Source organism: Rubritalea marina DSM 17716 (assembly GCF_000378105.1).
GTDB lineage: Bacteria > Verrucomicrobiota > Verrucomicrobiia > Verrucomicrobiales > Akkermansiaceae > Rubritalea > Rubritalea marina.
In genome coordinates, this window is the sequence record NZ_KB899252.1 from 153,037 (window position 1) to 174,657 (window position 21,621).

21 protein-coding genes are annotated in these 21,621 nt (G+C 54.1%); 16 read left to right on the forward strand and 5 right to left on the reverse strand.

All coding sequences use genetic code 11. The features are described 5' to 3' along the window. Position 1: 1 nt before the first annotated feature. Complete coding sequence (locus tag F454_RS0106455; RefSeq protein ID WP_018969822.1) at positions 2-1,450, reverse strand: SDR family oxidoreductase; 1,449 nt, start codon at positions 1,448-1,450, stop codon at positions 2-4. Positions 1,451-1,591: 141 nt separating this feature from the next. On the opposite strand from F454_RS0106455, the gene F454_RS0106460 reads away from it, so the two are divergent. Beyond that, positions 1,592-2,494, forward strand: coding sequence for a homocysteine S-methyltransferase family protein (locus F454_RS0106460; protein ID WP_018969823.1), 903 nt, complete (start codon positions 1,592-1,594; stop codon positions 2,492-2,494). Between the two features lie 91 nt (positions 2,495-2,585). Continuing rightward, entirely contained in the window at positions 2,586-3,845 is a 1,260-nt protein-coding gene (locus tag F454_RS14435; protein WP_156817166.1) for a phospholipase D-like domain-containing protein, read from the forward strand. Here F454_RS14435 and F454_RS0106470 read toward each other — a convergent pair. Continuing rightward, on the reverse strand, positions 3,842-4,783 hold the full coding sequence (locus F454_RS0106470; protein ID WP_018969825.1) for a bile acid:sodium symporter family protein: 942 nt from the start codon (positions 4,781-4,783) through the stop codon (positions 3,842-3,844). The two genes, F454_RS14435 and F454_RS0106470, sit on opposite strands and share 4 nt — an antisense overlap. Before the next feature lie 128 nt (positions 4,784-4,911). After that, the gene (locus F454_RS15685; protein ID WP_018969826.1) at positions 4,912-5,700 is read right to left on the reverse strand and encodes a PP2C family protein-serine/threonine phosphatase; all 789 of its coding nucleotides are present in this window, start codon (positions 5,698-5,700) and stop codon (positions 4,912-4,914) included. Between the two features lie 209 nt (positions 5,701-5,909). On the opposite strand from F454_RS15685, the gene gltS reads away from it, so the two are divergent. Then, a complete protein-coding gene (gltS, locus tag F454_RS0106480; protein ID WP_018969827.1) occupies positions 5,910-7,133 on the forward strand; it encodes a sodium/glutamate symporter in 1,224 nt (407 codons plus the stop codon). 119 nt (positions 7,134-7,252) lie between these two features. On the opposite strand, the gene F454_RS0106485 is transcribed toward gltS, so the two are convergent. Beyond that, positions 7,253-7,810: a hypothetical protein gene (locus tag F454_RS0106485; RefSeq protein WP_156817167.1), complete on the reverse strand. Its 558-nt coding sequence runs from the start codon at positions 7,808-7,810 to the stop codon at positions 7,253-7,255. Positions 7,811-8,110: 300 nt separating this feature from the next. On the opposite strand from F454_RS0106485, the gene F454_RS0106490 reads away from it, so the two are divergent. From F454_RS0106490 to F454_RS0106535, 10 genes are all read left to right on the forward strand, one after another. Further along, positions 8,111-9,133, forward strand: a complete 1,023-nt coding sequence (locus tag F454_RS0106490) for a rod shape-determining protein (protein WP_018969829.1) — start codon at positions 8,111-8,113, stop codon at positions 9,131-9,133. 42 nt (positions 9,134-9,175) lie between these two features. Beyond that, on the forward strand, positions 9,176-9,979 hold the full coding sequence (mreC, locus tag F454_RS0106495) for a rod shape-determining protein MreC (RefSeq protein WP_018969830.1): 804 nt from the start codon (positions 9,176-9,178) through the stop codon (positions 9,977-9,979). 3 nt (positions 9,980-9,982) lie between these two features. Then, positions 9,983-10,621, forward strand: a complete 639-nt coding sequence (locus tag F454_RS0106500; RefSeq protein ID WP_018969831.1) for a hypothetical protein — start codon at positions 9,983-9,985, stop codon at positions 10,619-10,621. A 19-nt stretch (positions 10,622-10,640) separates the two neighbouring features. Beyond that, positions 10,641-12,737: a penicillin-binding protein 2 gene (gene mrdA, locus F454_RS0106505; RefSeq protein WP_018969832.1), complete on the forward strand. Its 2,097-nt coding sequence runs from the start codon at positions 10,641-10,643 to the stop codon at positions 12,735-12,737. Between the two features lie 123 nt (positions 12,738-12,860). Beyond that, complete coding sequence (locus F454_RS0106510; protein WP_018969833.1) at positions 12,861-14,450, forward strand: Rne/Rng family ribonuclease; 1,590 nt, start codon at positions 12,861-12,863, stop codon at positions 14,448-14,450. A 14-nt stretch (positions 14,451-14,464) separates the two neighbouring features. Beyond that, positions 14,465-14,884, forward strand: a complete 420-nt coding sequence (locus F454_RS0106515) for a hypothetical protein (protein ID WP_018969834.1) — start codon at positions 14,465-14,467, stop codon at positions 14,882-14,884. Positions 14,885-14,892: 8 nt separating this feature from the next. Next, on the forward strand, positions 14,893-15,462 hold the full coding sequence (locus F454_RS0106520) for a hypothetical protein (protein ID WP_018969835.1): 570 nt from the start codon (positions 14,893-14,895) through the stop codon (positions 15,460-15,462). Between the two features lie 7 nt (positions 15,463-15,469). Beyond that, complete coding sequence (locus F454_RS0106525) at positions 15,470-15,913, forward strand: hypothetical protein (RefSeq protein WP_018969836.1); 444 nt, start codon at positions 15,470-15,472, stop codon at positions 15,911-15,913. Positions 15,914-15,931: 18 nt separating this feature from the next. Further along, positions 15,932-17,080, forward strand: a complete 1,149-nt coding sequence (gene nspC, locus F454_RS0106530; protein WP_018969837.1) for a carboxynorspermidine decarboxylase — start codon at positions 15,932-15,934, stop codon at positions 17,078-17,080. A gap of 54 nt (positions 17,081-17,134) precedes the next feature. Further along, positions 17,135-17,872: a dienelactone hydrolase family protein gene (locus F454_RS0106535; RefSeq protein ID WP_018969838.1), complete on the forward strand. Its 738-nt coding sequence runs from the start codon at positions 17,135-17,137 to the stop codon at positions 17,870-17,872. Positions 17,873-17,978: 106 nt separating this feature from the next. Here the strand turns inward: F454_RS0106535 and F454_RS0106540 are convergent, their stop codons facing one another. Continuing rightward, positions 17,979-18,338 carry a DUF3147 family protein gene (locus F454_RS0106540; protein WP_018969839.1) on the reverse strand — a complete coding sequence of 120 codons (360 nt, stop codon included), beginning with the start codon at positions 18,336-18,338 and terminating at the stop codon, positions 17,979-17,981. A 38-nt stretch (positions 18,339-18,376) separates the two neighbouring features. Here F454_RS0106540 and F454_RS0106545 point away from each other — a divergent pair, with 38 nt between their 5' ends. The 3 genes from F454_RS0106545 to F454_RS0106555 all read left to right on the forward strand — a co-directional run bounded on the left by F454_RS0106545 (position 18,377) and on the right by F454_RS0106555 (position 21,620). Further along, positions 18,377-19,195 carry a hypothetical protein gene (locus tag F454_RS0106545; protein WP_018969840.1) on the forward strand — a complete coding sequence of 273 codons (819 nt, stop codon included), beginning with the start codon at positions 18,377-18,379 and terminating at the stop codon, positions 19,193-19,195. A 228-nt stretch (positions 19,196-19,423) separates the two neighbouring features. Then, positions 19,424-20,677, forward strand: a complete 1,254-nt coding sequence (locus F454_RS0106550; protein ID WP_018969841.1) for an ammonium transporter — start codon at positions 19,424-19,426, stop codon at positions 20,675-20,677. Between the two features lie 208 nt (positions 20,678-20,885). Beyond that, positions 20,886-21,620 carry a type III pantothenate kinase gene (locus F454_RS0106555; RefSeq protein WP_026292755.1) on the forward strand — a complete coding sequence of 245 codons (735 nt, stop codon included), beginning with the start codon at positions 20,886-20,888 and terminating at the stop codon, positions 21,618-21,620. The last annotated feature ends 1 nt before the right edge of the window (position 21,621 follow it).

A 21,621-nucleotide genomic window follows, 5' to 3' on the forward strand; every position in this document is an offset into this window, starting at 1 on the left:
GTCACTCCCCCTCAGCCAAGCGCTGCACCATTTGCGGAAAAATGATGAGATGGAATGGATAGGTCGAAGCCCAATAGAGCCTCCCAAATAATCCTCTCGGTCGAAACACGGCGCGTTGACTCAGACTCCCCTCTTTCACCGTGAATTCCAACCAAGCCTCACCAGGCAACTTCATCTCTGCAAAGAGCACAAGGCGTCCCTGCTCGCGATCCGCCACCACGACACGCCAAAAATCCAACGCCTCTCCAGTCCGCAATTCAAATTGATCACGTCTCCCTCGACGCATACCGGATCCTCCCACCATTTTATCCATCAATCCACGCAGGCGCCACGCCCAGTCCATACTAGGCCATCCGGAGTCACCACCCAGACGCCATACCGCATTGATGACCTCTTCACGCGTCGCCTTCAATGGCACCTCACGGGCATCCTGCAACACGCCATGAGCTGGCACCTGCACATTACGGATGTGTCTTGGGTCAAAGCTTCCTGAAGAAATCGCATCATACCACACCGAAGCCACTCGATTCTGCGCCACGCGTGAGAGCGCAAGCTCGATCGCCTCATCGTAGTTGAGTAGGTCCTGTGGCACCAAGACAGCCATCGTATTCTCGCGGCATAATGTCTCCAAATGCAACGAGCCCACCAAGGCTTTGGCCAGGGCAAAGCTCGTGGCAGTCATAAAGTACAACCAATGCGCCGACAACTTCGGACTCAACAAGGGTACAGGCACAATCACCCGCTTCAAGCCTCGCACCCTCGCGTACCCCGTGAGCATCTCCTGATAGGTCAACACATCAGGCCCACCAATATCAAAGCCCTTCCCCGCTACCTGAGCCCTCCTCTCTGGCTCGATCACCCCGAGCAAGTACCCCACCACATTGCGGATCGCAATCGGCTGGCAACGCGTGCGCGTCCACTTTGGGGTGATCATCATCGGCAGTTTCTCCACAAGATCACGGATAATCTCAAAAGACGCGCTCCCAGACCCCACAATGATCGAGGCCCTCAGGCACGTAAGCGAGGCGTCCGCTGAGTCCAGCACCTCTGCCACGCGATTACGCGATGCCAGGTGCTCCGATAAGCCCACTTCATCAGGAGTAATGCCCCCGAGATAGACAATCAACCCACAACCCAAATCATTAAGCCATCCCACAAAACTTGTCGCACAGCATTCCTCCTTATCCCCGAAGGCAGCTCCATCGCCCATCGAATGCACCAGATAATACGCCACATCCACCTCCCCCACGCCAAGCGGATCAGGCAGCCCCTCCGGCCTCAAAAAATCACCCTCTAGCACCCGCAATTGATCACCCCATTCCTCAAAATCCTCAGTGGGAAAACGGCGCGGATTACGAACAAATGCTAGCACCTCATGCCCCGCATCCAATAGACTAGGAATTAAGCGTAAGCCAATATACCCATTCGCACCTGTAACCAACACTCGCATAACAGCCCAACACTAACATTTACAAAAACTTAAGCAATCAAGAACACCTTAATAGAAAGACCTATAAATACCGCATTTTCTGCATCCTGGCGCATTCTCTTTTCCCTTTCTCAATCCCCCCATCTTTGCCACAGTCGTTCCATGCAACGCATCCTTGAGTCACCTGGAATCGTATTGGGAGAAGGCGCCATAGCCGAGCGCCTAAGAAGAATCCCTGGCGTGGAACTGCACCCAGAACTCTTCAATGCCCCGCTCATCTACGACGATGCACTCAGCCTCAAAATGGCAGCAATTCATAGTGAGTACTACCAAGTCGCACGCGAATTCCAGCTCCCACTCCTCAGCACGGCACCCACATGGCGACTGGATCGAGAACGCCTCGAACGCAATGGCTTCGCCGCCAGCATGAACATCGACGCCGTCAACTTTCTCAAAGAGCTACGCCATAAGACGCAATCACAACACCCCGACCAACCGAGCATTTGGGTCGGCTCATTACTCGGCCCAAAAAACGATTGCTACCGCCCAGAACTCGCGCTGAGCGCCTCAGAGTCTGAGCAATTCCACCGCTGGCAAATCGAGCAACTCGCCGAGGCACAAGCCGAATTCATCATAGCTCAAACGATCCCCGCAGTCTCTGAGGCCGAAGGCATCCTCCGAGCTGCTCAGCAGCAAAACACCCCAATGATCATGAGTTTTTGCATCAACGCTGACATGCAGGTCCTCGATGGAACCCCACTCGATGAGGCAATCCATCACCTCGATCAAATCAACGCCCCACTGGCATATGCAGTCAACTGCGTCTACCCAAGCACCCTCAAGCTCAAGCAACTCCAGAACTCCGAGCGCGTCCTCGGCATCTGGGCCAATGCCTCTTCACTGAGTCACGACCAACTCGAGCATGCGTGCTGCTCCCAGAGCGACTCCATCAGTGACTGGCTCCATGAAATGCAATCCCTTCGCAAGCAGGGCCTCCGTGTCTTTGGTGGCTGCTGCGGCACCACTACCGAGCACCTCCGCGGCCTAGCCCAACTGCAAAGCTAAACCACCAGGACTCCAGCTCCTGGATCATACGCTCAGATACTAAGGACTTGAGATTGCATTACCAGGCGCTGTTAGGTAGCGTGCTAGCATCGTGCGTCGCTTTCTGTCATTTGCATTAGTCTCCAGCCTACTTTTGGGCTTGTGCTCCTGCGCCAAACTTAGCCCCAGCCCCTACGCAGCGCTCAGTAGCTCCGCCCCAAAAGTCAATCATCGCGACTTTACTCAGAAGATGGCCAGTACCTGCCGTGCCACTTGGACCCATGGCAACCACATTGAGACCCTCGTCAATGGCGCCGAGTATTTCCCAGCCATGCTCGAGGCAATCGAATCTGCCGAACAAACCATCACCTTTGAAACCTTTGTTGCCATCAATGCTCAAGTCACCTACGAACTCGTAATGGCACTCAAAGCCAAAGCGGAGCAGGGGGTGAAAGTCCACTTTGTAGTCGACGGCATCGGCTCTCGTAAACTCCCGGATTGGTACCTGGACACCCTACGTGACGCGGGCGCTGAAGTCCATATCTACAGGCCGCTCCGGCCGCACAACTTCTGGCGCTGCAACAACCGAGACCACCGCAAAGTCATGGTCATTGACGGCAAACTAGGCTTCACTGGAGGCGCCGGGTATGCGGATGTTTGGGATGGAGACTGCGAACATCACTGGCGCTGGCGTGACACCATGTATCGCTTGGAGGGACCCATCGTCGCACACATCCAGCACGCATTTAATGACAACTGGGAGGAACTCACTGGACGGCGCCTGAGTGGCGCAGAATATTTCCCTAAGCCAGAAAAAGCAGGCTCGATGCAGGCCATCGGGGTTCTTGGGGCACCCCAAGAACAAGGCGACACTCTCGGAGCAAGCTACCTCTTAGCCATCGATGCAGCGAAGCACTCCATTCTTATTGGACACGCCTATTTCCTCCCCAATAAAACATTACGTGACGCACTGTTTCGCGCACGCAAGCGAGGCGTCGAGATCGATATCATCCTTCCAAACGAGACAATCGATTCCAAAATGATCCGTCTCACCAGCAAGACCTATTGGCGTGAAATGCTCGATGCAGGCATGCGTATCTACGAATTCGACTCCGGCATGCTCCACGGCAAACTCATCGTAGTCGACGACTCGCTCTCGATCATCGGGTCGGGCAACTTCGACGACCGCACCTTCTTCATCAACGATGAGTTTAACGTCAATGTTCTCAGTAAACGCTTCGCTGCAGAGCAACGCGCCATGTTCGAAGATGACCTCAAAAAGAGCAAGCCAATGAGCTGGTCCGATGCAAAAGTCCCCCTCTATGACAAACCACAACAGTGGCTTGGCAGACTCATAGAGCCACAACTCTAATCACTCTTGCGGCGCCAATACGCGGCCAACAAGCTACCAATCAAACAATGGTAGAATGCCGAAATTGCACAGGGAGTAGAGGCCAAAACGGTGAAGTGTTGCTTCGCAAGCTGCGATCCGAGCCCAGAGTTCTGCATCCCAACTTCGATCGATAAGGTACGGCAGTTTTCCTCACGTAGCTTCAACACTCGAGCAATCAGATAACCCAAACCAAAACCGCAAACATGCACGATGAAAACCGCAGGAAGCAGTGAACTAGAATACTCGATGATATCCTCTCGTGTGCGCCCGACAATCCCACTAACAATAAGCACAATCACAGCCACCGACACGACTGGTGCTAGAGCGCGAACGGCAAGCAAACGCTTCCCAAAGAAGTGATTGAGCACAGCCCCGCTAACCACTGGGATCAAAACCACCAACAACATCGTCTGCATCATCGCGCCTGCGTCCACCTCCAAAATCGCGCTCGCATACCATTTGGTAAGTATCGGCGTCATCAACACAGCCAACAAGGTAGAGCACATTGTCATCATCACACTCAGAGCCACATTCGCCCGCGCCAAATAACAGATCACATTACTCGCCGTACCGCCCGGGCAACAACTCACTAAAATCACACCTAACTTGAGCATCGGAGGTAAACTAAAGACCGTGGCCACCGCCCAGCCAACAAAGGGCATGATGATAAATTGCGCCGCCACGCCGGCACCCACCTGCCACGGAGTCTTCAATACACCGAGAAAATCGCTAGTCTTCAAGGTCACTCCCATCCCAAGCATGATCAAACCCAAGCCAGCCGTCAGCAACTTGACTTCTGTACCAGGTACCTTGCCACTGAGAAACCAAGTGAAGCTATCCGGGAAAAACCATGCAAAAATTGCGCCGAGGATGGTCCACAGCCAAAACAAGTTCGTGATGTATGATAAGATACGCATTTGCTAACGAAGCGGCTTTTACCTGCACGAACAAGTAAGGTCAAGATACCATCGAAATAAGCCCAAGCACCAAAACCAATCTCAGCAAAGACAACCAGAGTAGAGTCATGCGGTGGCACCTGCCTGGCTCACTCAGCATGCCTCCTAATCATCAGAAACGTACGATCATCCCTCGTGTTACCGTCCCGTTGATGCCTATTGGCCTTATTCCAGAAAGCATCCGCCACCTCCTCTAAGGGCAGTTTCACCACCTCTTTCAAAAGCTCCTTAAATGCCACTTCACCAATCATTTCTCTCTCTGGACTGAATGTTTCCCCAAAGCCATCACTCAGCACAACCATCGCATCTCCAGGTGCAAAATACGTCTTTATCGGTTGGTAATTGTCCAAATCTGGAGCCACACCCAAAGGAGCTAGATTCGCCGTGTATTCAACAATCTCACCATCTGCCGCTCGATAGAACCAGATAGGACCATGCCCAAAACTCACCCACCGAAAATACGCCTCGTCCACATTCAAGCGCCCCATCAACAAGGTCACGAAGTGGTCGTCCGCTAGATCCTCATACAATTGCTTGTTGATCAAAAATGAAAGCACGCGGTGGTAAACCCCAAGACGGATCGCCGCCCTGATCAGCGCTCGCAATTCAGTAGCCATCAATGCAGCTGCCATCCCGTGCCCTGTGGCATCTCCTAACAGCAGCACCATATTACGAACATCTTCAGACCGATCCATGATGAACCCTTTCTCGATCTCACGGCTCGCCACCCCAATCGCATCGTAAAAGTCGCCATTATTGATCTCAGCCGGCACCGTCTTCCCGTAGACGTCAAAACCAGCAACTGGAGGGATCTTACTTGGATAGGTCCGCTTCTGCACCTCCCATGCGAGTTGGTCTTTTTGGTGGAAATATTTCATCTCAGCAATCGGTCAGTCAGATTACAATCTATAGCATACGTGGCAGCACAACAATACCTATAGATCCTCAATCGAGGAAAAAATGCCACTCATCGCAACATCTCATAGAGCATCCATGTGTCACACCAAAATTCGAGTAAATCATTGATGCATGAATAGTTTTACAAATCTCAACGACCATGGCATGTTAGTAATATCCCCCAAAATTTATGGAAAAAAATCTGATAGAGGTCGACACCTTCATGACCTACACGCTGGCGATCCTCGTGTTTTTCATTGGATTGAGCCTCACGCATCGGTTCAAGATCCTGCGCGACTACAACATCCCCGAGCCGGTCACTGGCGGCATCATTGCATCACTTAGCAGCTTAGGGCTCTATCACCTGCTAGGGATCGAGCTATCCTACAATCTGGAATTCCGAGACATCCTACTAGTCTACTTCTTCACGACAATCGGAATCAACGCCCGCTTCTCCGACCTACGCTCAGGCGGTCGCCCACTCTTCGTCCTCTTAGTGCTCACCTTGAGCTTTATCATCATCCAGAACATTGTCGGCGTGGCTGGAGCACGAGCAATCAATCTCCCCCCAGCGATGGGAGTCATCACTGGATCTGCTGCCCTCATTGGTGGGCACGGAACCGCAATCGCATGGTCGGGCGAAATACAAGACCACCACCAAGTCCAAGGCGCCCTAGAAATCGGTGTCGCCGCCGCCACACTTGGACTCGTCATGGCCAGCTTGTTAGGTGGGCCCGTCTCGAAATGGTTGATCCAAAAATACCATCTCAAAGGCCCCAACAACCTACATCAGAAAAAAAGCAAATTGACGGTAGGCCTCACATACGACAACGAAGAAAAAGAAAAAATCACCCACGTCAGCTTGATGCATTCCACCCTCGTGATCCATATCGCCATCATCTGCGGGTACTCACTCAACGGCTGGATCAACGAACAAGGGGTTAAGCTCCCACTCTTCGTGTCATGCCTCCTAGTCGCTATCGCTCTTTCAAATAGCATCCCCTTCCTCTTCAAAGAACTCAAGTGGCCGGCACACAGCCGCGCCATGGCAGTCATCTCAGACTTCTCTCTGGGCCTCTTCATCGCCATGTCACTGATGGGGATGCAGCTCTGGACTCTCGCCGATCTGGCGGGCTCACTCCTATTATTACTAGGCATTCAAGCCATCGCCACGATACTTTTCGTACGCTTCCTCCTCTTTCCTCTGATGGGTCAAGGCTATCGCGCTGCAGTACTTAGCGCGGGCTTCACCGGCTTTGCGCTCGGCGCCACCCCCACCGCCATCGCCAACATGACAGCAGTCACCAAAACTCACGGAGCAGCACCAACCGCCTTCATCATCCTCCCACTCGTCGGTGCCTTTTTTGTCGACCTCGCGAATGCGTTCGTCATCCGCTACTTCCTCTCGCTCTAGCTCAACCCTCCGCTGCCCTAAAACGAAACAACCCCTTAACGCTGGGAGCTTCGTTAAGGGGTTTCGTTATGTCTAACAATCAAATATTCTATTGGCCACAGCGCATGACCATCTACCAATCAGCGACTAGCCTTTGATTTCACCACGATCGCATACTCGCCAAAGTTCGCGGTGGCTCCAGCCATCTCCATTAGGTAATTCAGCACGACATGAGCAGGCACTTGCTTGAGGCTCAATGATACTTGCTTCTTCTGCAGCTGATCACTTGGGTCTTGAATCACGAAGTTTGGAATCACCTTATCTTCACTCACCTTCATGACCAAATCACTCAGGTCACGCAGAGCATCTTCCAGAGGCACGTCATTAAACTCAGCAATCGGCAATACCACACTCTGGAATTGCTTCTCACGAGCCTTCACCTTGAATGCTGGCCCAGAATTCTTTAGCTTCAATGCCAGAGCGTACGACGGGCCATGATTGGGGTTCAACTTGAGAGCTCTGCGTAAAGCCTCCGTGCAGATCTCCAGATCTCCATCACGGTATGCTTTCTCAGCCTGTTTGTAATAACTACTCACCATTTGCTCAGCTTTCACTTGGCTGGCACCCGTTGATGGCTGCGCCACCAAGGAACCACTCGCCACCACACAAACACAGATTAAAGTCGGATACAGTCTCATCAAATACTAGGGAAATAAGTTCATTGTACTCACCTAACAAAAACTGCCAAAGCGAGAGTATCGAACAAACTAGCAAATTTATTTCATCGATGAAATAGAAATTCTCACTTTTCCGGTGAAATACAATTATGAGCCGCCCTCATAATCGGCTTGACCTAAGGAGGCGCTGGTCAAATAGTTAGTCCGCACTTTTGAAGGTGGCACCTTGATTGCTATTTCCCCTCGTCGAAAGACTGCTGCACTGGATTAGACCAGGAAATTTCCCATAGTATTTTAATCACTTATCGTACCAACATCTCTATGTTCTCAAAACTTTTTGGATGGCGCTCCCGCGACATCGGCATTGACCTCGGCACAGCCAACACCTTGGTCACCGTGAAGGACCAAGGAATTGTCCTTCGCGAACCATCAGTGGTAGCGGTGAAAGCCGGCACCAACAAAGTCCTCGCCGTCGGAGACGACGCCAAGCGAATGCTGGGACGCACCCCAGGCGACATTGTCGCAATCCGCCCACTCAAGGATGGTGTCATCGCAGACTTCGAAGTAACCGAAGCAATGCTCCGCCACTTCATCCGCAAGGCAAACAACAAACGCCGCTCCAACCCTCGCGTGGTGATTGCCGTACCCTCGGGCATCACCGAGGTCGAACGCCGTGCCGTGCGTGAGTCTGCAGAGCAAGCGGGAGCCCGCGAAGTATTCCTCATGGAAGAACCGATGGCCGCAGCCATCGGCGTGGGACTGCCAGTACAAGACCCTTCAGGCAACATGATTGTCGATATCGGTGGTGGCACCACTGAGGTAGCCCTCATTTCTCTAGCTGGCATCGTATACAGCCGCTCAGTCCGCACCGCCGGTGATGACCTCGATGAGGCTATCATCTCCTACATGAAGCGCGCCTACAACCTCATGATTGGTGAACGCACCGCAGAGGAAATCAAGATCCGCTTAGGATCCGCCTTCAAGCTCCCCAAAGAAATCACCATGGAAGTGAAAGGTCGCGACCTCGTCGCAGGCCTCCCCAAAACCATCAAGATCTCCTCCGAAGAGATCCGCGAAGCCATGGCCGACCCACTCTCCAACATCGTGGATGCCGTGCGCACCACCCTCGAGCGTTGCCCACCTGAACTAGCCGCCGACCTTGTCGACAAAGGCCTCGTGCTCGCAGGCGGCGGCGCCCTACTCAAAGGCTTGGACAAGCGACTCAAGGAAGAAACAGGCCTTCCCGTACACGTAGCGGAAGACCCCCTTAGCGCCGTCGCAGAGGGCACCGGCAAATCACTACAATCCATCGATTTGCTCCACCGCATCACCAACATGGACTAATTCTTCGGAGGTGCGAGGCTTGGGCTTTGCACCACCATCTCTATGAAGCCGCTGAATCTCATTGCGATCTTACTATTCCTTGCGGGCGTCATTTGGGCGTTCACCCGCAGCGAGCAAGGTGTGCGTGATATCCAGCGTTCCTATTATGCAGTCATTGATCCATTCCTTAAAAATGGGTCGAGCCTCAAACAAGAAGTGCGCGAGTTCCGCAACGAACTCGAACACTCCTCCACCTTACAGGCCAAACTCACGTCCGCAGAAGCACAATTGGTGCAGCTGCGCACCGAAGTTTCCCACCTTCGTAAGCTGGAGCAAGAAAACATCGACCTTCGCGCCGCACTCCACTTCAAGGAACGTTCCCCGTTCCGCGTGATTGCGGCCAACATCATTCGCCGCAAACCCGCAACATGGTGGGAAACCGTCACCATCGATCGCGGATTGCAAGACCAACTCAAAGATCACCTTCCAGTGATCGCTGCAGAAGGACTCGTCGGCAAGGTAGACCGACCACACGATGAGTCCTCCACCGTCATTTTGCTCACCGATGAAAAGTGCCAAGTATCCGCCAAGATTCAAGGCACCCAAGAAGTGGGCATCCTCAGTGGACAACGCGCTCAGCAGGGCCAAGAAAGTATGCTCCTGCTCCGTTACCTTTCTAAGGAGGCTAAAATCCGCCCCGGCGCCAGTGTCGTCACCACTGGCCGTGGTGGATTATTTCCAGCCAACATCAAGCTCGGCACCATTGTGTCGACAGAGCTTGGTGCCTTTGACACTGAAGCACTGGTGAAACCTGCAGTGGACTTTGCGGCATTAGACTCCGTATTTGTCCTAACAGGCCACAAGTAAACCGTGATTCGCTACCATATCAGCCTCTTTATATTGCTCAGTATTGCCTGCATCACGCAGCAATACTTCAGCTCGATGGAGACCTTATTCAACGCGCGAGTGCTGCTATTCCATACGGTCTTTCTATGCTGCGCAGTCACCGTCAAATTCCCCGCCATGCTCCTACTCGCCTACTTCGGAGGCTTCCTCTGGGATGCAGACAACACCCTAGCTGCTGCTGCTGGCGATCCCTCGATCTACCACTCACCCACGGGTTCATTACACTTTGGCTATTCGATCATCCTCTTCGGCATCATGGGAGTGATCATGCAAGGGATCCAGCCACTCTTCCGCAAAGGGGTCTGGCAAATATCCGCCATCCTCTCCGGCGTCTCACTCAGCATCTACTTGCTGATCGAGTTCTTACTCATCAACTTCATTCGCGGCGATTTCACTTTCACCCACCAAGTGGCATACCAGATAGGCCTCACCAGCCTAATCTCGATGGGACTAGCCCCAGTGATCTTTATTCTCTTATTCAAGCTTTCGAACATATTTGACTACACCATCCGCTACGACGGACTCAAACGACGCTACTTCAACCAAGAAGGTTACTCGATCGAGACCGCCGCGCACAAGCTGCTGAAAAAACCGAAAGGATAAGCACCCCGCATTGCCAATCATGCCAAGTAAACGCTACAGCTATCGCATCTACCTCCTCACCGCCACGGTGTTGGTAGCCTGTGGCGTGCTCCTAACAAAGCTCTACGACTTCCAGATCAACCATCAGCCCAAGTTCCGCAGCATGGTGCCCAGCAACTATGAAGTCAAAGTACGCGAACCCGGAGTGCGTGGCGAGATCACCGACCGCCATGGCATCACCCTCGCGCAAAACACCATCAACTACCAACTGAGCTTCAACCTCCGAGAAATCCAACAAGATTACCTCCAGCACTACCGCGAACTCCCAGAAGAACAACGCCCCGAAGCATTCCCCGACATCGTCACCATCATCAACCAATGGGTGCGTCCACATCTCGCCAAGCAAGGGGTAGACAACGACTACAGCGCCAAAGCACTCGAAGCACACTACAACACCCACGGCGGCCTCGTTCCATTCGTCTTCAAAGACAATTTGAGCTACGACCAGATGGCGCACTTCTCCGAGCACAACCTCGCACTCCCAGGCGTCTACGTCATGGCCAACCCACGCCGCCACTACCCCTATCAAGCGCTGGCCTCACACACACTAGGCTACCTCAAACAATGGGAAAAAGGCGACATCCCACCACAATTCAAACACTACGTCGGTGACCCCAAAGGCATTGCAGGAGTCGAATCCACTATGGACTCCTACCTCCGAGGCTCCGAGGGCGTGCGTACCATTCTCAAAAACGAGAAAGGCAAGAACCTTCGCGTCTCAGATTACCAACCACCCGCCCAAGGGTCTCAAGTAGAACTCACCATCGACGCCCGCATCCAATACCTCACCGAAACTGTACTCCGCCGTGCTGGCCGCGCCGCAGCGGTCGTACTCGACGTGCGCAATGGCGAAATACTCGCCATGGCCTCGGTTCCTGATTTTGATCCCAACGACTTCATCCCCAACATCAGCGTCGAGCGCTACAGCTACTACCGTGACAACCCATCAGGCCCGTTTCTCAACCGCGCCATCAGCACCTTCCCACCGGGCTCCACCTTCAAACTCCCCGCAGCACTAGCCGCCGCAGCAAACGGCATCCACGATACAGAATGCGACTGCATCGGCTACACCACCTACGGCAAAGCGAAAATCCGTTGCTGGAAAACCTGGGGGCACGGTGAACTAAGACTCCAAGAAGCGATCCAAGTCTCATGCAATCCCTACTTCATGAAACTCGCCAACCTCCTAGGCTCAGCAAAAATGGTCGATAGTTTCAACATGTTTGGATTCGGCTCCCCCACCGGGGTCCAGCTCCCGCGTGAATCCAGCGGCATCATCACTGGCAGCAAGGCCTGGCAAAGGCGCAACCGCAACAACCGAATCACGCCAGCCCTCAATGGTATGCTCTCGATTGGCCAGGGCGACGCCGAGGCCACCCCATTGCAAATGGCCACCCTCGTCGGCGGCATTGCCAATGGCGGCACACTCTACCACCCACGCATCATCCGCAGAGTCATCCACCCAGAACTCGGAGAACAAATCAAAAACCGCCCACGCACCAAACTCGATCTCACCAAGCAAGGGATCACCACAGGCCAAATTGAAGACATCCGCCTCGGCATGCACCGCGCCGCCCACAAGCTCGGAGGAACCGCGCGCCTAGCCGCCCCCACCGGCATCGAAGTAGGCGCCAAAACCGGCACCGCGCAAACCTCCGATTTAGGCATCAAAACACACGTGGCCTGGACCGTCGCCTTCGCCCCATTCGAAGAACCGCGCTACGCCGTAGCCGTCGCAGTCAAACGTGGAGGCAGCGGGGGCAAGGTAGCCGCCCCGCTTGTAAAACTCATCCTCAACGGCATCTTCGCCAAGGAGGCCGGACAGCGCCTCCCACTCGACCCACTCGAACCCTACATCGGCAACACCGACCTCATTGCTGAAATTTCCATTCCAGAAAATAACGCCCTCATGGCCACCTTCATGGCCAATGGCGAATCCGGCGACGAAGCCTCTTCGATCGTCATCATTCCCACTGAACCCGAACCAGAAGATGAGAATATCCCCACTCCAAGTATCCGCCCCGAAGTCGACACTCGAGGGACCCTCCCACCCAGAGCCATACCAGTTTCAGAATAATTATTCGATTTTAAGCTACCACAAGCGCAAACATCCAACTACATAACCACACAAGCAATTAATATAACCCAATTCCCATTGCTGAAATTTTCAATTTAAATAACCAATTTCCCTATTTTCAATATGATTAAAAAGATCAAACAAGCGCTCGGGCTCGGCGAACCGAACCCGCGCGAAGGCGTATCACTCGTCATCAACGCTGAAAAACTCGAACGTCGTGTCGCACTCATCGAAAACGGCAGCCTCGAAGAATACGATGTAGAACGCGAAGGCGATGCCAATATCGTTGGCGGCATCTTCAAAGGTACCGTCAAAAACATCGAACCAGGACTCAAGGCCATGTTCGTCGACATCGGACTCGAGAAAAATGCCTTCCTGCACTTCTGGGATGCCATCCCCGCAGCACTCGACGGCGGACTCGAAGAAATCCAACGCGAAGGACGCCCGAAGAAAAAACAAAAGAAAATCACCTCCAAGGACATCCCGCGCATCTACCCGATCGGCTCCGAAATCATGATCCAGGTCTCCAAAGGCCCGATCGGCAATAAGGGACCACGCGTCACAACCAATGTCTCACTCGCGGGTCGCTACCTTGTCCTCATGCCATTCTCTGAGCAATTCGGCATCTCCCGCAAGGTAGACAACCCGAAAGAACGCCAGCGTCTACGCCGCATCATGCAAAAGCTCCAAGTGCCAGAAGGCATGGGCATCATCATGCGCACCGTAGCCCAAGGCCAGCGCTCGCGCCACTTTGTGCGCGACCTCGCGATGCTCCTCGAACAATGGGCAGAAGTAGAACGCAAGCGCGACTCCAAGCCAGCGCCAGTCTGCACCTTCCAAGAACCAGGACTCATCGAGCGTACCGCACGTGACTTCCTCACCGATGAAGTCGATCAAATCATCTGCGATGACCTCGAAACCACTGAGTTCATGCGTGACGTTGCCGGCAAGATTTCACGCCGCGCCAAGCGCCGCATCCACCACTACCCATCCCGCCGCTCCATCTTTAATAAGATTGGGGTGCAAAAGCAAATCGACGAAGCATTCCACCGCCAAGTCTGGCTCCCATGTGGAGGCTACCTTGTGATCGATGAAACCGAGGCCTTGATCGCCGTTGACGTCAACACAGGCCGCAACAAAGGCTCCAAGGATGTCGATAAGATGATCCTTCAAACCAACGTAGAAGCCGCCGAAGAGGTTGCACGCCAGCTGCGCCTCCGCAACATCGGTGGCCTCGTGGTAGTGGACTTCATCGACATGCGCCACCGCCGCGATCAGATGACTGTCTACCGCGCCATGAAAGAACGCCTCAAGCGTGATAAGGCCAAGACCCAAGTGATGCAAATCTCTCCAGTCGGCCTCATGGAAATGACGCGCCAGCGCCTCAACGAATCACTGCGCGACACGATGTACGAGCCATGCCCATACTGTCAGGGCCGCGGCCGCGTCAAGACCACCATGACCATGTCCGTGGAAATTCAGCGCCGTCTCAACACCATCATCCAACGCAATGGCGAGCAACTCAACGACCTCATCGTGATGGTCAACCCTGACGTGCTCAACCGCTTCAAATCCGAAGACTCCAAGCTCCTCATCGAACTCGAGCGCACCCATAGCGGCCGCTTGATCTTCCGCACCGATCCCTCACTCCACCGCGAACGCTTCGCAGTCATCGATGCAGAAACTGAGAAGACCGTCTTCCAAAGTAACTAAGCTCACGACCGACAATGGCAATTGATCGCAACGTCATCGAAGCACGCGTGGACGAAGTCCTCAGTGCCAATGATTCTAGATCCCAGCAGAACACCCGCAATGCATCGGCCGCGCAAGGCTCGCCATTCGCGGGCACTGCTGGCAGCATGCCAAACATCGACCCCAACAATCCCTTCGCCGCCTTCCAAGGGGCTCAGGGGTTCGGCGCTGGCGGCCCCGGCGCCTCGTCGCTCAAGCTCAAGCTTCTCGCTTGGCTCACACGCCTTGCTACCAACCCAAAGTTCACCCGCTTCCTACAAAAGAAGTGGTGGCCACTTTGGGTCGTAGCCGGCATCCTACTTTCTGGCTTCATCGTCCTAGGCGGCATCCTCTTCCTCATCTACAAAATGGTGCAGGCCATCATCAGCGCCTACACCGACCTCTTTAAAAAATAGCTTTGCGCATGAGACCCTGGATCACAGTCTGCAGCATTCTCATCACCCTGGCCTTCAGTGGTCTGGCGCAGGCGCAGGCGATCTTATCTCCCCCCTTTGGGCTCAAGTGGGGTGAAGCTCCCGAAAAGTTCTTCAAGTGGGCGGAAGCACAAAAGCTCGATGTCACCATCGAGTACCCCTCGGATAAACCCGGCGAACGCTACATCACCATCAGCAATCGCGGGAACACTCTGCCGAAACACCAAGCCACCTCGCTCGAAGCTCACTTCCGCAAGGGCCGACTCTACGAAGTCAGCCTCCACTACCAACTGGAATCCCAGAGCTACGAAGTCGCACGGAGCCAGTTCTTCCAAGCCAAGCGCGACCTCACTGCCAAACACGGCCAATTTAAGCTCACTCACAAAAAGCGCGACGTGCTTCCGAATGATTTCACCATCAATGAGCAAAGCTATCACATCGAACCCGTGGCAGGACTCTTTCTCATGCTCTCCTACTCAGAAATCCGCGACAACCTTCGCAACAGCCAGCGTGCGACCTTCTCGGTGATCTATCACAACGACAACATCATCACCAACTAAAGCCCCAATGCGCCTACTTGCCATCACCCTCACACTCCTCACAGCACTGCAGCTTAGCTCCTGTGTCGAAGTAGCCGCCATGGCGGTCATGCTTGAACAAGAAGAAAAAGAAACGCCAGACCTCCCAGCACCCATCATGGTCGACGGTCCCAAAGGGCGTCACGCCATCGCCCAGTCATCACGCGGGCTATCCGCAGCAGTCATCGACCCATACACCGGCAAGGCCGTATCCGTGCACGGCAAAGTACCTGGCACACTCCTGCGCTCAGAAGGCAAGCGCTACTACATCCCCAAGATCAGTAAATATCCAACTGCCCAAAAGGTGCCCGGCACCCGCCACACCTACATCAACCCCTACGACAAACGTCAGGTATCTTTCTTCCACAGCAAGCCCGGAGCCCTCGTCTCCTCACCCACGGCCGGCACATTCTTCTACCTAGCAGCTCAATAAATCGTATTCGCTCATTAGATGACAACGCCTCGCTACGTGATCGACCTCGCAGCATTGCGCCGCAACCTTGAAATACTCTCGAAGGTCAAACAAGACGCAGAGTGCAAGATCGTCCTCGCCCTCAAAGGATACGCACTCTGGAAATCATTTCCCTTGATCCGTGACTACCTCGACGGATGCTGCGCCAGCGGCCTCTGGGAGGCCAAACTCTCCCAACAAGAATTTGGCTCACACACGCTGACCTACTCACCAGCATACAAGGAACCTGAGCTGCTTGAGCTACTCGAAATCTCAAACCACCTCGATTTCAACTCCCCAAGCCAATGGCTGCGCTTCCGTGATCTCGCCCTAAAGCACCCGCGCTACCACAGCGGCAAACTCAAGCTAGGGCTACGCATCAACCCCGAACACTCAACCGGCAGCACCCCGATCTATGATCCTTGCGCCGCCGGCTCACGACTGGGCACCACCACCGAGCAGCTAGATGGCGTCGATCTCACCGGCATCACCGGCCTCCACTTCCACACCCTCTGCGAACAAAACTCCCACGACCTAAAAAGTACACTCGAGGCCATTCACCAGAAGTTTGGTCACATCCTCAGCCGCCCCGAAATCACGTGGCTCAATATGGGTGGTGGCCATTGGATCACCAAGCCCGACTACGACTGTGATTTGTTAGTGAAGCTCATTAGAGAGACAAAGCAACGCTACCAACTTGAAGACGTCTGGCTTGAACCCGGTGAAGCCATCGCCATCCACACCGGGGTACTCGAGGCCAGCGTCTTGGATATCGTAACAAATGCAGGACAGCACATTGCCATCCTAGATGTCTCGGCCACATGCCACATGCCCGATGTGCTCGAAATGCCCTACCGCCCCGATGTCATCGGCCCAAACGGCCTAGCCGCTACGGCGAGTGGCCAGCACCTTTACCGACTTGGTGGCCCCAGCTGTCTAGCAGGCGATGTCATCGGCGACTACGCCTTTTCAAACCCTTTGAAGGTGGGTGACAAACTCACCTTCGACGACATGGCACACTACACCATGGTCAAAACCACGACCTTCAATGGCGTACCCCACCCAGCCATCGCCCTCAAGCACGAGGACGGCAGTATTGAATGCCTGCGCGAATTCGGCTATCACGATTTCCGAGATCGCCTTTGCTAGCTTGTCACTCGTTTTTCGGTGGCAGCTCCCGCCCAGCTATGCTTAGCTGCAGCCATGACCGTCACCCAGTCTTTTGTCGACCTCGAAACAGCCACTGGCACAATGCGCTGCAGCGTAGTGCGCCCCACGATTGATGGCGCCTTCCCTACCGTTATTTTCTACTCAGAGATCTTCCAGATCACCAGCCCGATCGCCCGCACCGCTGCCTACCTGGCCGGCCAAGGATACGTGGTCGTCGTCCCGGAAGTCTTCCACGAACTCAATCCGATTGGCACCGTGCTCGCCTACGACGATGCGGGTAAAGACAAAGGCAACAACGACAAGTTCACCAAAGCACTCAGCGACCACGATAGCGACACCGAAGCCATCGTCCAATGGCTGGACGAGCAAGCATTCTGCAATGGCAGCCTCGGGAGCTTTGGTGTCTGCCTCGGTGGCCATCTGGCCTGCCGCGCCGCTCTCCACGCGCGCGTCCAAGCCGCCGCCTGTCTCTACGCCACCGACATCCATTCCTCCACCATGCCTGCTGGCGACAAGCCACAAACCATCGAACAACTCGGCGACACCGATGCCGAACTCATGTTCATTTGGGGCCGACAAGACCCACACGTCCCACTCGATGGACGCAAGCTACTCTACGCCACACTCAATGAAGTAGACACCAACTTCACCTGGCACGAATTCAACGGCCAGCACGCGTTCATGCGCGACGAGGGCGACCGCTACGACCCAGAGCTAGCCACCATCTGCCACCGCCTCATCCTCGACCTATTCCATCGAGCACTTCGCTAATTGGGAATCATTGGTCGGCCTAATAAAAACTAGAGTACGGATGATAGTTAGACCTGAAAGCTAAAAAGCAGCCTCCGCTAGCTTCTCACTTCTCACTCTAGCCCACCTACATCAAGGGGAAGCCTAACTTCTTCATCACGAGGTGAAGCGCGACAAAGAGCACCATCGTGCCAAGGGCGTAGAGCAGCATCACCCAGCCAAAGTGCATCCCCTTCTTCAACAAGCTAGGAATCACCAAGAACATTGGCAAAGTAGGCAGCACATACCAGAAGGTGTACCAAGCGTGGCTACCGATGCGTTCAACTTGCTCATCACCTTTCAGCTCCACGAACATCCAGAGCATGGCAATCGAGGTCACCACTGGAAGTGCAGCGATGAGCGCTCCTATCTTGTCGCTTCGTTTCGCTACTTCGGACACGAGCACCACAATCGCTGCGGTGATTAAATACTTTAATACGATCGGCATTGGTGCACATTCTAACGAAGCAAATCCATCTAGCAACCATGAAGAACCTGATTCTTATTGCCGCATCGACCATCAGCTTGATCAGCTGCACCGCCACCCAAGCCAACGCCCCCACCGCCCCGCAGCAACTCCAGCTCAGCCCCAGCCAAGTCAAAAAGGTCGGGCTCAAAATCTGGCAGAACGAATGCGCCGGCAAAGTCGAGGGACTCACCACTTGGAATGATGGAGAGGAATTTCCTTCACTCGGCATTGGCCACTTCATCTGGTACCCAGCCGGCTATCGCGGCCCCTTCACCGAATCATTCCCAGCGTTCATCGCCTATGCCAAAGCCAGCGGCTCTGCGGACCTCCCCGCCTGGCTCCTCAACACCCCAGCCTGCCCATGGCCGAATAAAGCCGCCTTCCAGCGAGACTTCCACGGCGAACACCTCAGTGGGCTACGCCGTTACCTTGCTGGGAATATCGAACTGCAGAGCGCCTTCATCATCCAGAAGTCAAAAGCGGCACTCCCCAAGATCCTCGCTACGGCACCTGCAAGCAAGCGCCAGCGCATTCAACAAAACTACCAAAAGGTAGCTAGCACCAGCAATGGCACCTACGCCCTGATCGACTACGTCAACTTTAAGGGAGAAGGCATCAACCCCAAAGAACGCTACAAAGGCGAAGGCTGGGGTTTGCTGCAAGTGCTCGAAAACATGCGCCCAGCTGAAGCTGGACAAGACGCAGCACGCGCCTTCGCAGATTCGGCCAAGGCCATGCTAGATCGACGCATTGCCAACTCACCGCCTGCACGCGGCGAGCAACGCTGGCGTCAGGGCTGGCACAAGCGCTGCAAAACATACGCAAGCCCCCTCTAAGGCCGACAACCTCAATACCGCGTTTAAAAAATCCAATGCATCATCTAATGCCGATGCACTATGGATTCCAAGGAGATAGCACCCACCAAGTATGAATTGAATTCACAACATGTAAAATTTTTTTCATATCACCCAAAAAGTTGGCATGCCAAGTGCTAAGTTGGATTCAGACTATCTAAAACTATGAGAAAACTACTAGTCACAACAGCAATCGGTTCACTCGGCCTGATGGGTACAGCATTCGCAGAGGATGCAGCACCTACCACCACTGAAGTGAAGTTCCTTATCGACAACCTGTGGATCCTTATTTCCGCAGCTCTCGTGTTCATCATGCACCTTGGCTTCGCATCCGTTGAAGCTGGTATGTGCCAACGCAAGAACACAGTGAACATCATGTTCAAGAATGTGTGGATCGTCTGCATCGGTGCAGTCGGCTACATGCTCTGGGGCTTCAACGCAATGTACCCTGGTGACTTCGGCGGCTTCTTCGCAGCTGGCTCACCAATCGCAGCTGGCTTTGCTGAAGGTCAGGACACTGTGGACAACCTCACCAGCGCATACGCTGACTACACTTACTGGGCAGACTTCATCTTCCAGGCAATGTTCGCAGCCACTGCTGCTACCATCGTTTCTGGTGCAGTAGCTGAGCGTGTCAAGCTTGGTTCCTTCATGATCTACGCAGCGGTTCTCGTGACATTCCTTTACCCTGTGACCGGTTCATGGCACTGGGGTGGCGGCTGGCTCGCTGAGAAGGGCTTCGGCGACTTCGCTGGTTCTTCACTCGTTCACGCCTTCGGTGGTTTCGCAGCTCTTGCAGCAGTCATCATCCTCGGCCCACGTGCTGGCAAGTACACCAAGTCTGGTGTGAAGCCAATCCTTCCATCAAACCTTCCACTTGCGAACATCGGTGTATTCCTCCTCTTCCTCGGTTGGTTCGGATTCAACGGTGGTTCCGTTCTCTCTGCAGACGCTGCTACAGTTTCACTCGTATTCGTGACTACCGCAATGGCTGGCTTCGCAGGCGGCATCGGCGCAATCCTCATGTCATGGATTGTTACCAAGAAGCCTGACCTTTCCATGGCTCTTAACGGCATGCTTGCTGGTCTCGTTTCCATCACAGCTGGTGCAGACGTCATCCCACCATACCTCGCACTCCTTGCAGGCTTCATCGGTGGTATCATCGTAGTACTCTCCGTTGGATTCTTCGACAAGATCAAGATCGACGATCCAGTAGGTGCTATCTCCGTTCACGGTGTGGTAGGTATCTGGGGCACGCTCGCAGTAGGCATCTTCGGTGGTGGCAACTTCGGTGTACAGCTCATCGGTACGCTCTCCATCTCAGCCTTCGCCTTCATCACTTCATTCATCCTCTTCTTCATCATCAAGCTCATCATGGGTGTGCGTGTTGACGAGCAGGAAGAGCACGAAGGTCTCGACGTTGCTGAACACGGTGTTCCAGCATACAACGACTCCGCTAACTAATTCCTAGCGGATCCCCCCAAATAACAATCTTTAAAGGAGAGGCTGAAACGCCTCTCCTTTTTTGTGCTCTAAAATACCCCAACCCTCACACCACCCAGAATCGCGCCACACACAAATAGTAGCAAATTTCTGCAAACTGACTCTAATCCTTGGATTTCGCCTTGTGTCCCCATCGCCACCATGGCAAGCCATTGGCAACGCCTTCGTCATGCAATTTTTACTCATCGACAACTCCAACACACGCACCAAATTCGCACTAGCGGATGGAGAGGCCTTATGTGAGTGGAGTGCATGGGTAGCCACTGCTGAGCTGAGCCCTGAATCACTCGACCGCACCCTTCATGGTGTCAGCTTTGACGCCGTCATGCTCTGCTCCGTCGTCCCTCAAAAGGCCGCAATGATGGCCGACTACTTTCATGGCACACCCTTCCATGCACTCAGTCACGAAAGTAACACCAACATCCAAATCGACTACCCCAACCCGGCTCAGATTGGAGCCGACCGCCTGGCCAATGCCATGGCGGTCTGCCGCCACCACAGCTCACCTGCGATCGTCATCGACTTCGGCACAGCCGTCACCTTCGATGTCATCGGTGCCAACTGCACCTACTTAGGCGGCGTGATCACGCCCGGCTTAGCCTCGATGACCGAAAATCTCGCCAAACGCACCGCCCTACTCCCTAAAATCCAGCTCGAAGAACCACAACGCGCCACGGGTAAATCCACCACTGAAGCCATGCTTGTTGGTGCCGTCTATGGCTACCGCGGCATGGTGAAAGAGATTGTACACAAACTCAGTGATGAGTTAGAATCCGCGCCATTGATCATTGCAACAGGCGGCGATGCTGGCCTCATCGCTCAAGGAATCGATGAGATCGCCCACGTCGACCCCACCCTCACCCTCTCAGGCCTACTCCATGCAGCCCACCTCCACTATCATTGAT

Coding starts and splice junctions, on each gene's coding strand:
- nspC (WP_018969837.1), top strand. CDS start 15,932: ATGACAACGCCTCGCTACGTGATCGACCTCGCAGCATTGCGCCGCAAC.
- F454_RS0106470 (WP_018969825.1), bottom strand. CDS start 4,783: ATGCGTATCTTATCATACATCACGAACTTGTTTTGGCTGTGGACCATC.
- F454_RS0106545 (WP_018969840.1), top strand. CDS start 18,377: ATGAAGAACCTGATTCTTATTGCCGCATCGACCATCAGCTTGATCAGC.
- F454_RS0106540 (WP_018969839.1), bottom strand. CDS start 18,338: ATGCCGATCGTATTAAAGTATTTAATCACCGCAGCGATTGTGGTGCTC.
- F454_RS0106535 (WP_018969838.1), top strand. CDS start 17,135: ATGACCGTCACCCAGTCTTTTGTCGACCTCGAAACAGCCACTGGCACA.
- mreC (WP_018969830.1), top strand. CDS start 9,176: ATGAAGCCGCTGAATCTCATTGCGATCTTACTATTCCTTGCGGGCGTC.
- F454_RS0106550 (WP_018969841.1), top strand. CDS start 19,424: ATGGGTACAGCATTCGCAGAGGATGCAGCACCTACCACCACTGAAGTG.
- F454_RS0106515 (WP_018969834.1), top strand. CDS start 14,465: ATGGCAATTGATCGCAACGTCATCGAAGCACGCGTGGACGAAGTCCTC.
- F454_RS0106485 (WP_156817167.1), bottom strand. CDS start 7,810: ATGAGACTGTATCCGACTTTAATCTGTGTTTGTGTGGTGGCGAGTGGT.
- gltS (WP_018969827.1), top strand. CDS start 5,910: ATGGAAAAAAATCTGATAGAGGTCGACACCTTCATGACCTACACGCTG.
- F454_RS0106510 (WP_018969833.1), top strand. CDS start 12,861: ATGATTAAAAAGATCAAACAAGCGCTCGGGCTCGGCGAACCGAACCCG.
- F454_RS0106520 (WP_018969835.1), top strand. CDS start 14,893: ATGAGACCCTGGATCACAGTCTGCAGCATTCTCATCACCCTGGCCTTC.
- F454_RS0106555 (WP_026292755.1), top strand. CDS start 20,886: ATGCAATTTTTACTCATCGACAACTCCAACACACGCACCAAATTCGCA.
- mrdA (WP_018969832.1), top strand. CDS start 10,641: ATGCCAAGTAAACGCTACAGCTATCGCATCTACCTCCTCACCGCCACG.
- F454_RS0106455 (WP_018969822.1), bottom strand. CDS start 1,450: ATGCGAGTGTTGGTTACAGGTGCGAATGGGTATATTGGCTTACGCTTA.
- F454_RS0106460 (WP_018969823.1), top strand. CDS start 1,592: ATGCAACGCATCCTTGAGTCACCTGGAATCGTATTGGGAGAAGGCGCC.
- F454_RS15685 (WP_018969826.1), bottom strand. CDS start 5,700: ATGAAATATTTCCACCAAAAAGACCAACTCGCATGGGAGGTGCAGAAG.
- F454_RS0106490 (WP_018969829.1), top strand. CDS start 8,111: ATGTTCTCAAAACTTTTTGGATGGCGCTCCCGCGACATCGGCATTGAC.
- F454_RS0106525 (WP_018969836.1), top strand. CDS start 15,470: ATGCGCCTACTTGCCATCACCCTCACACTCCTCACAGCACTGCAGCTT.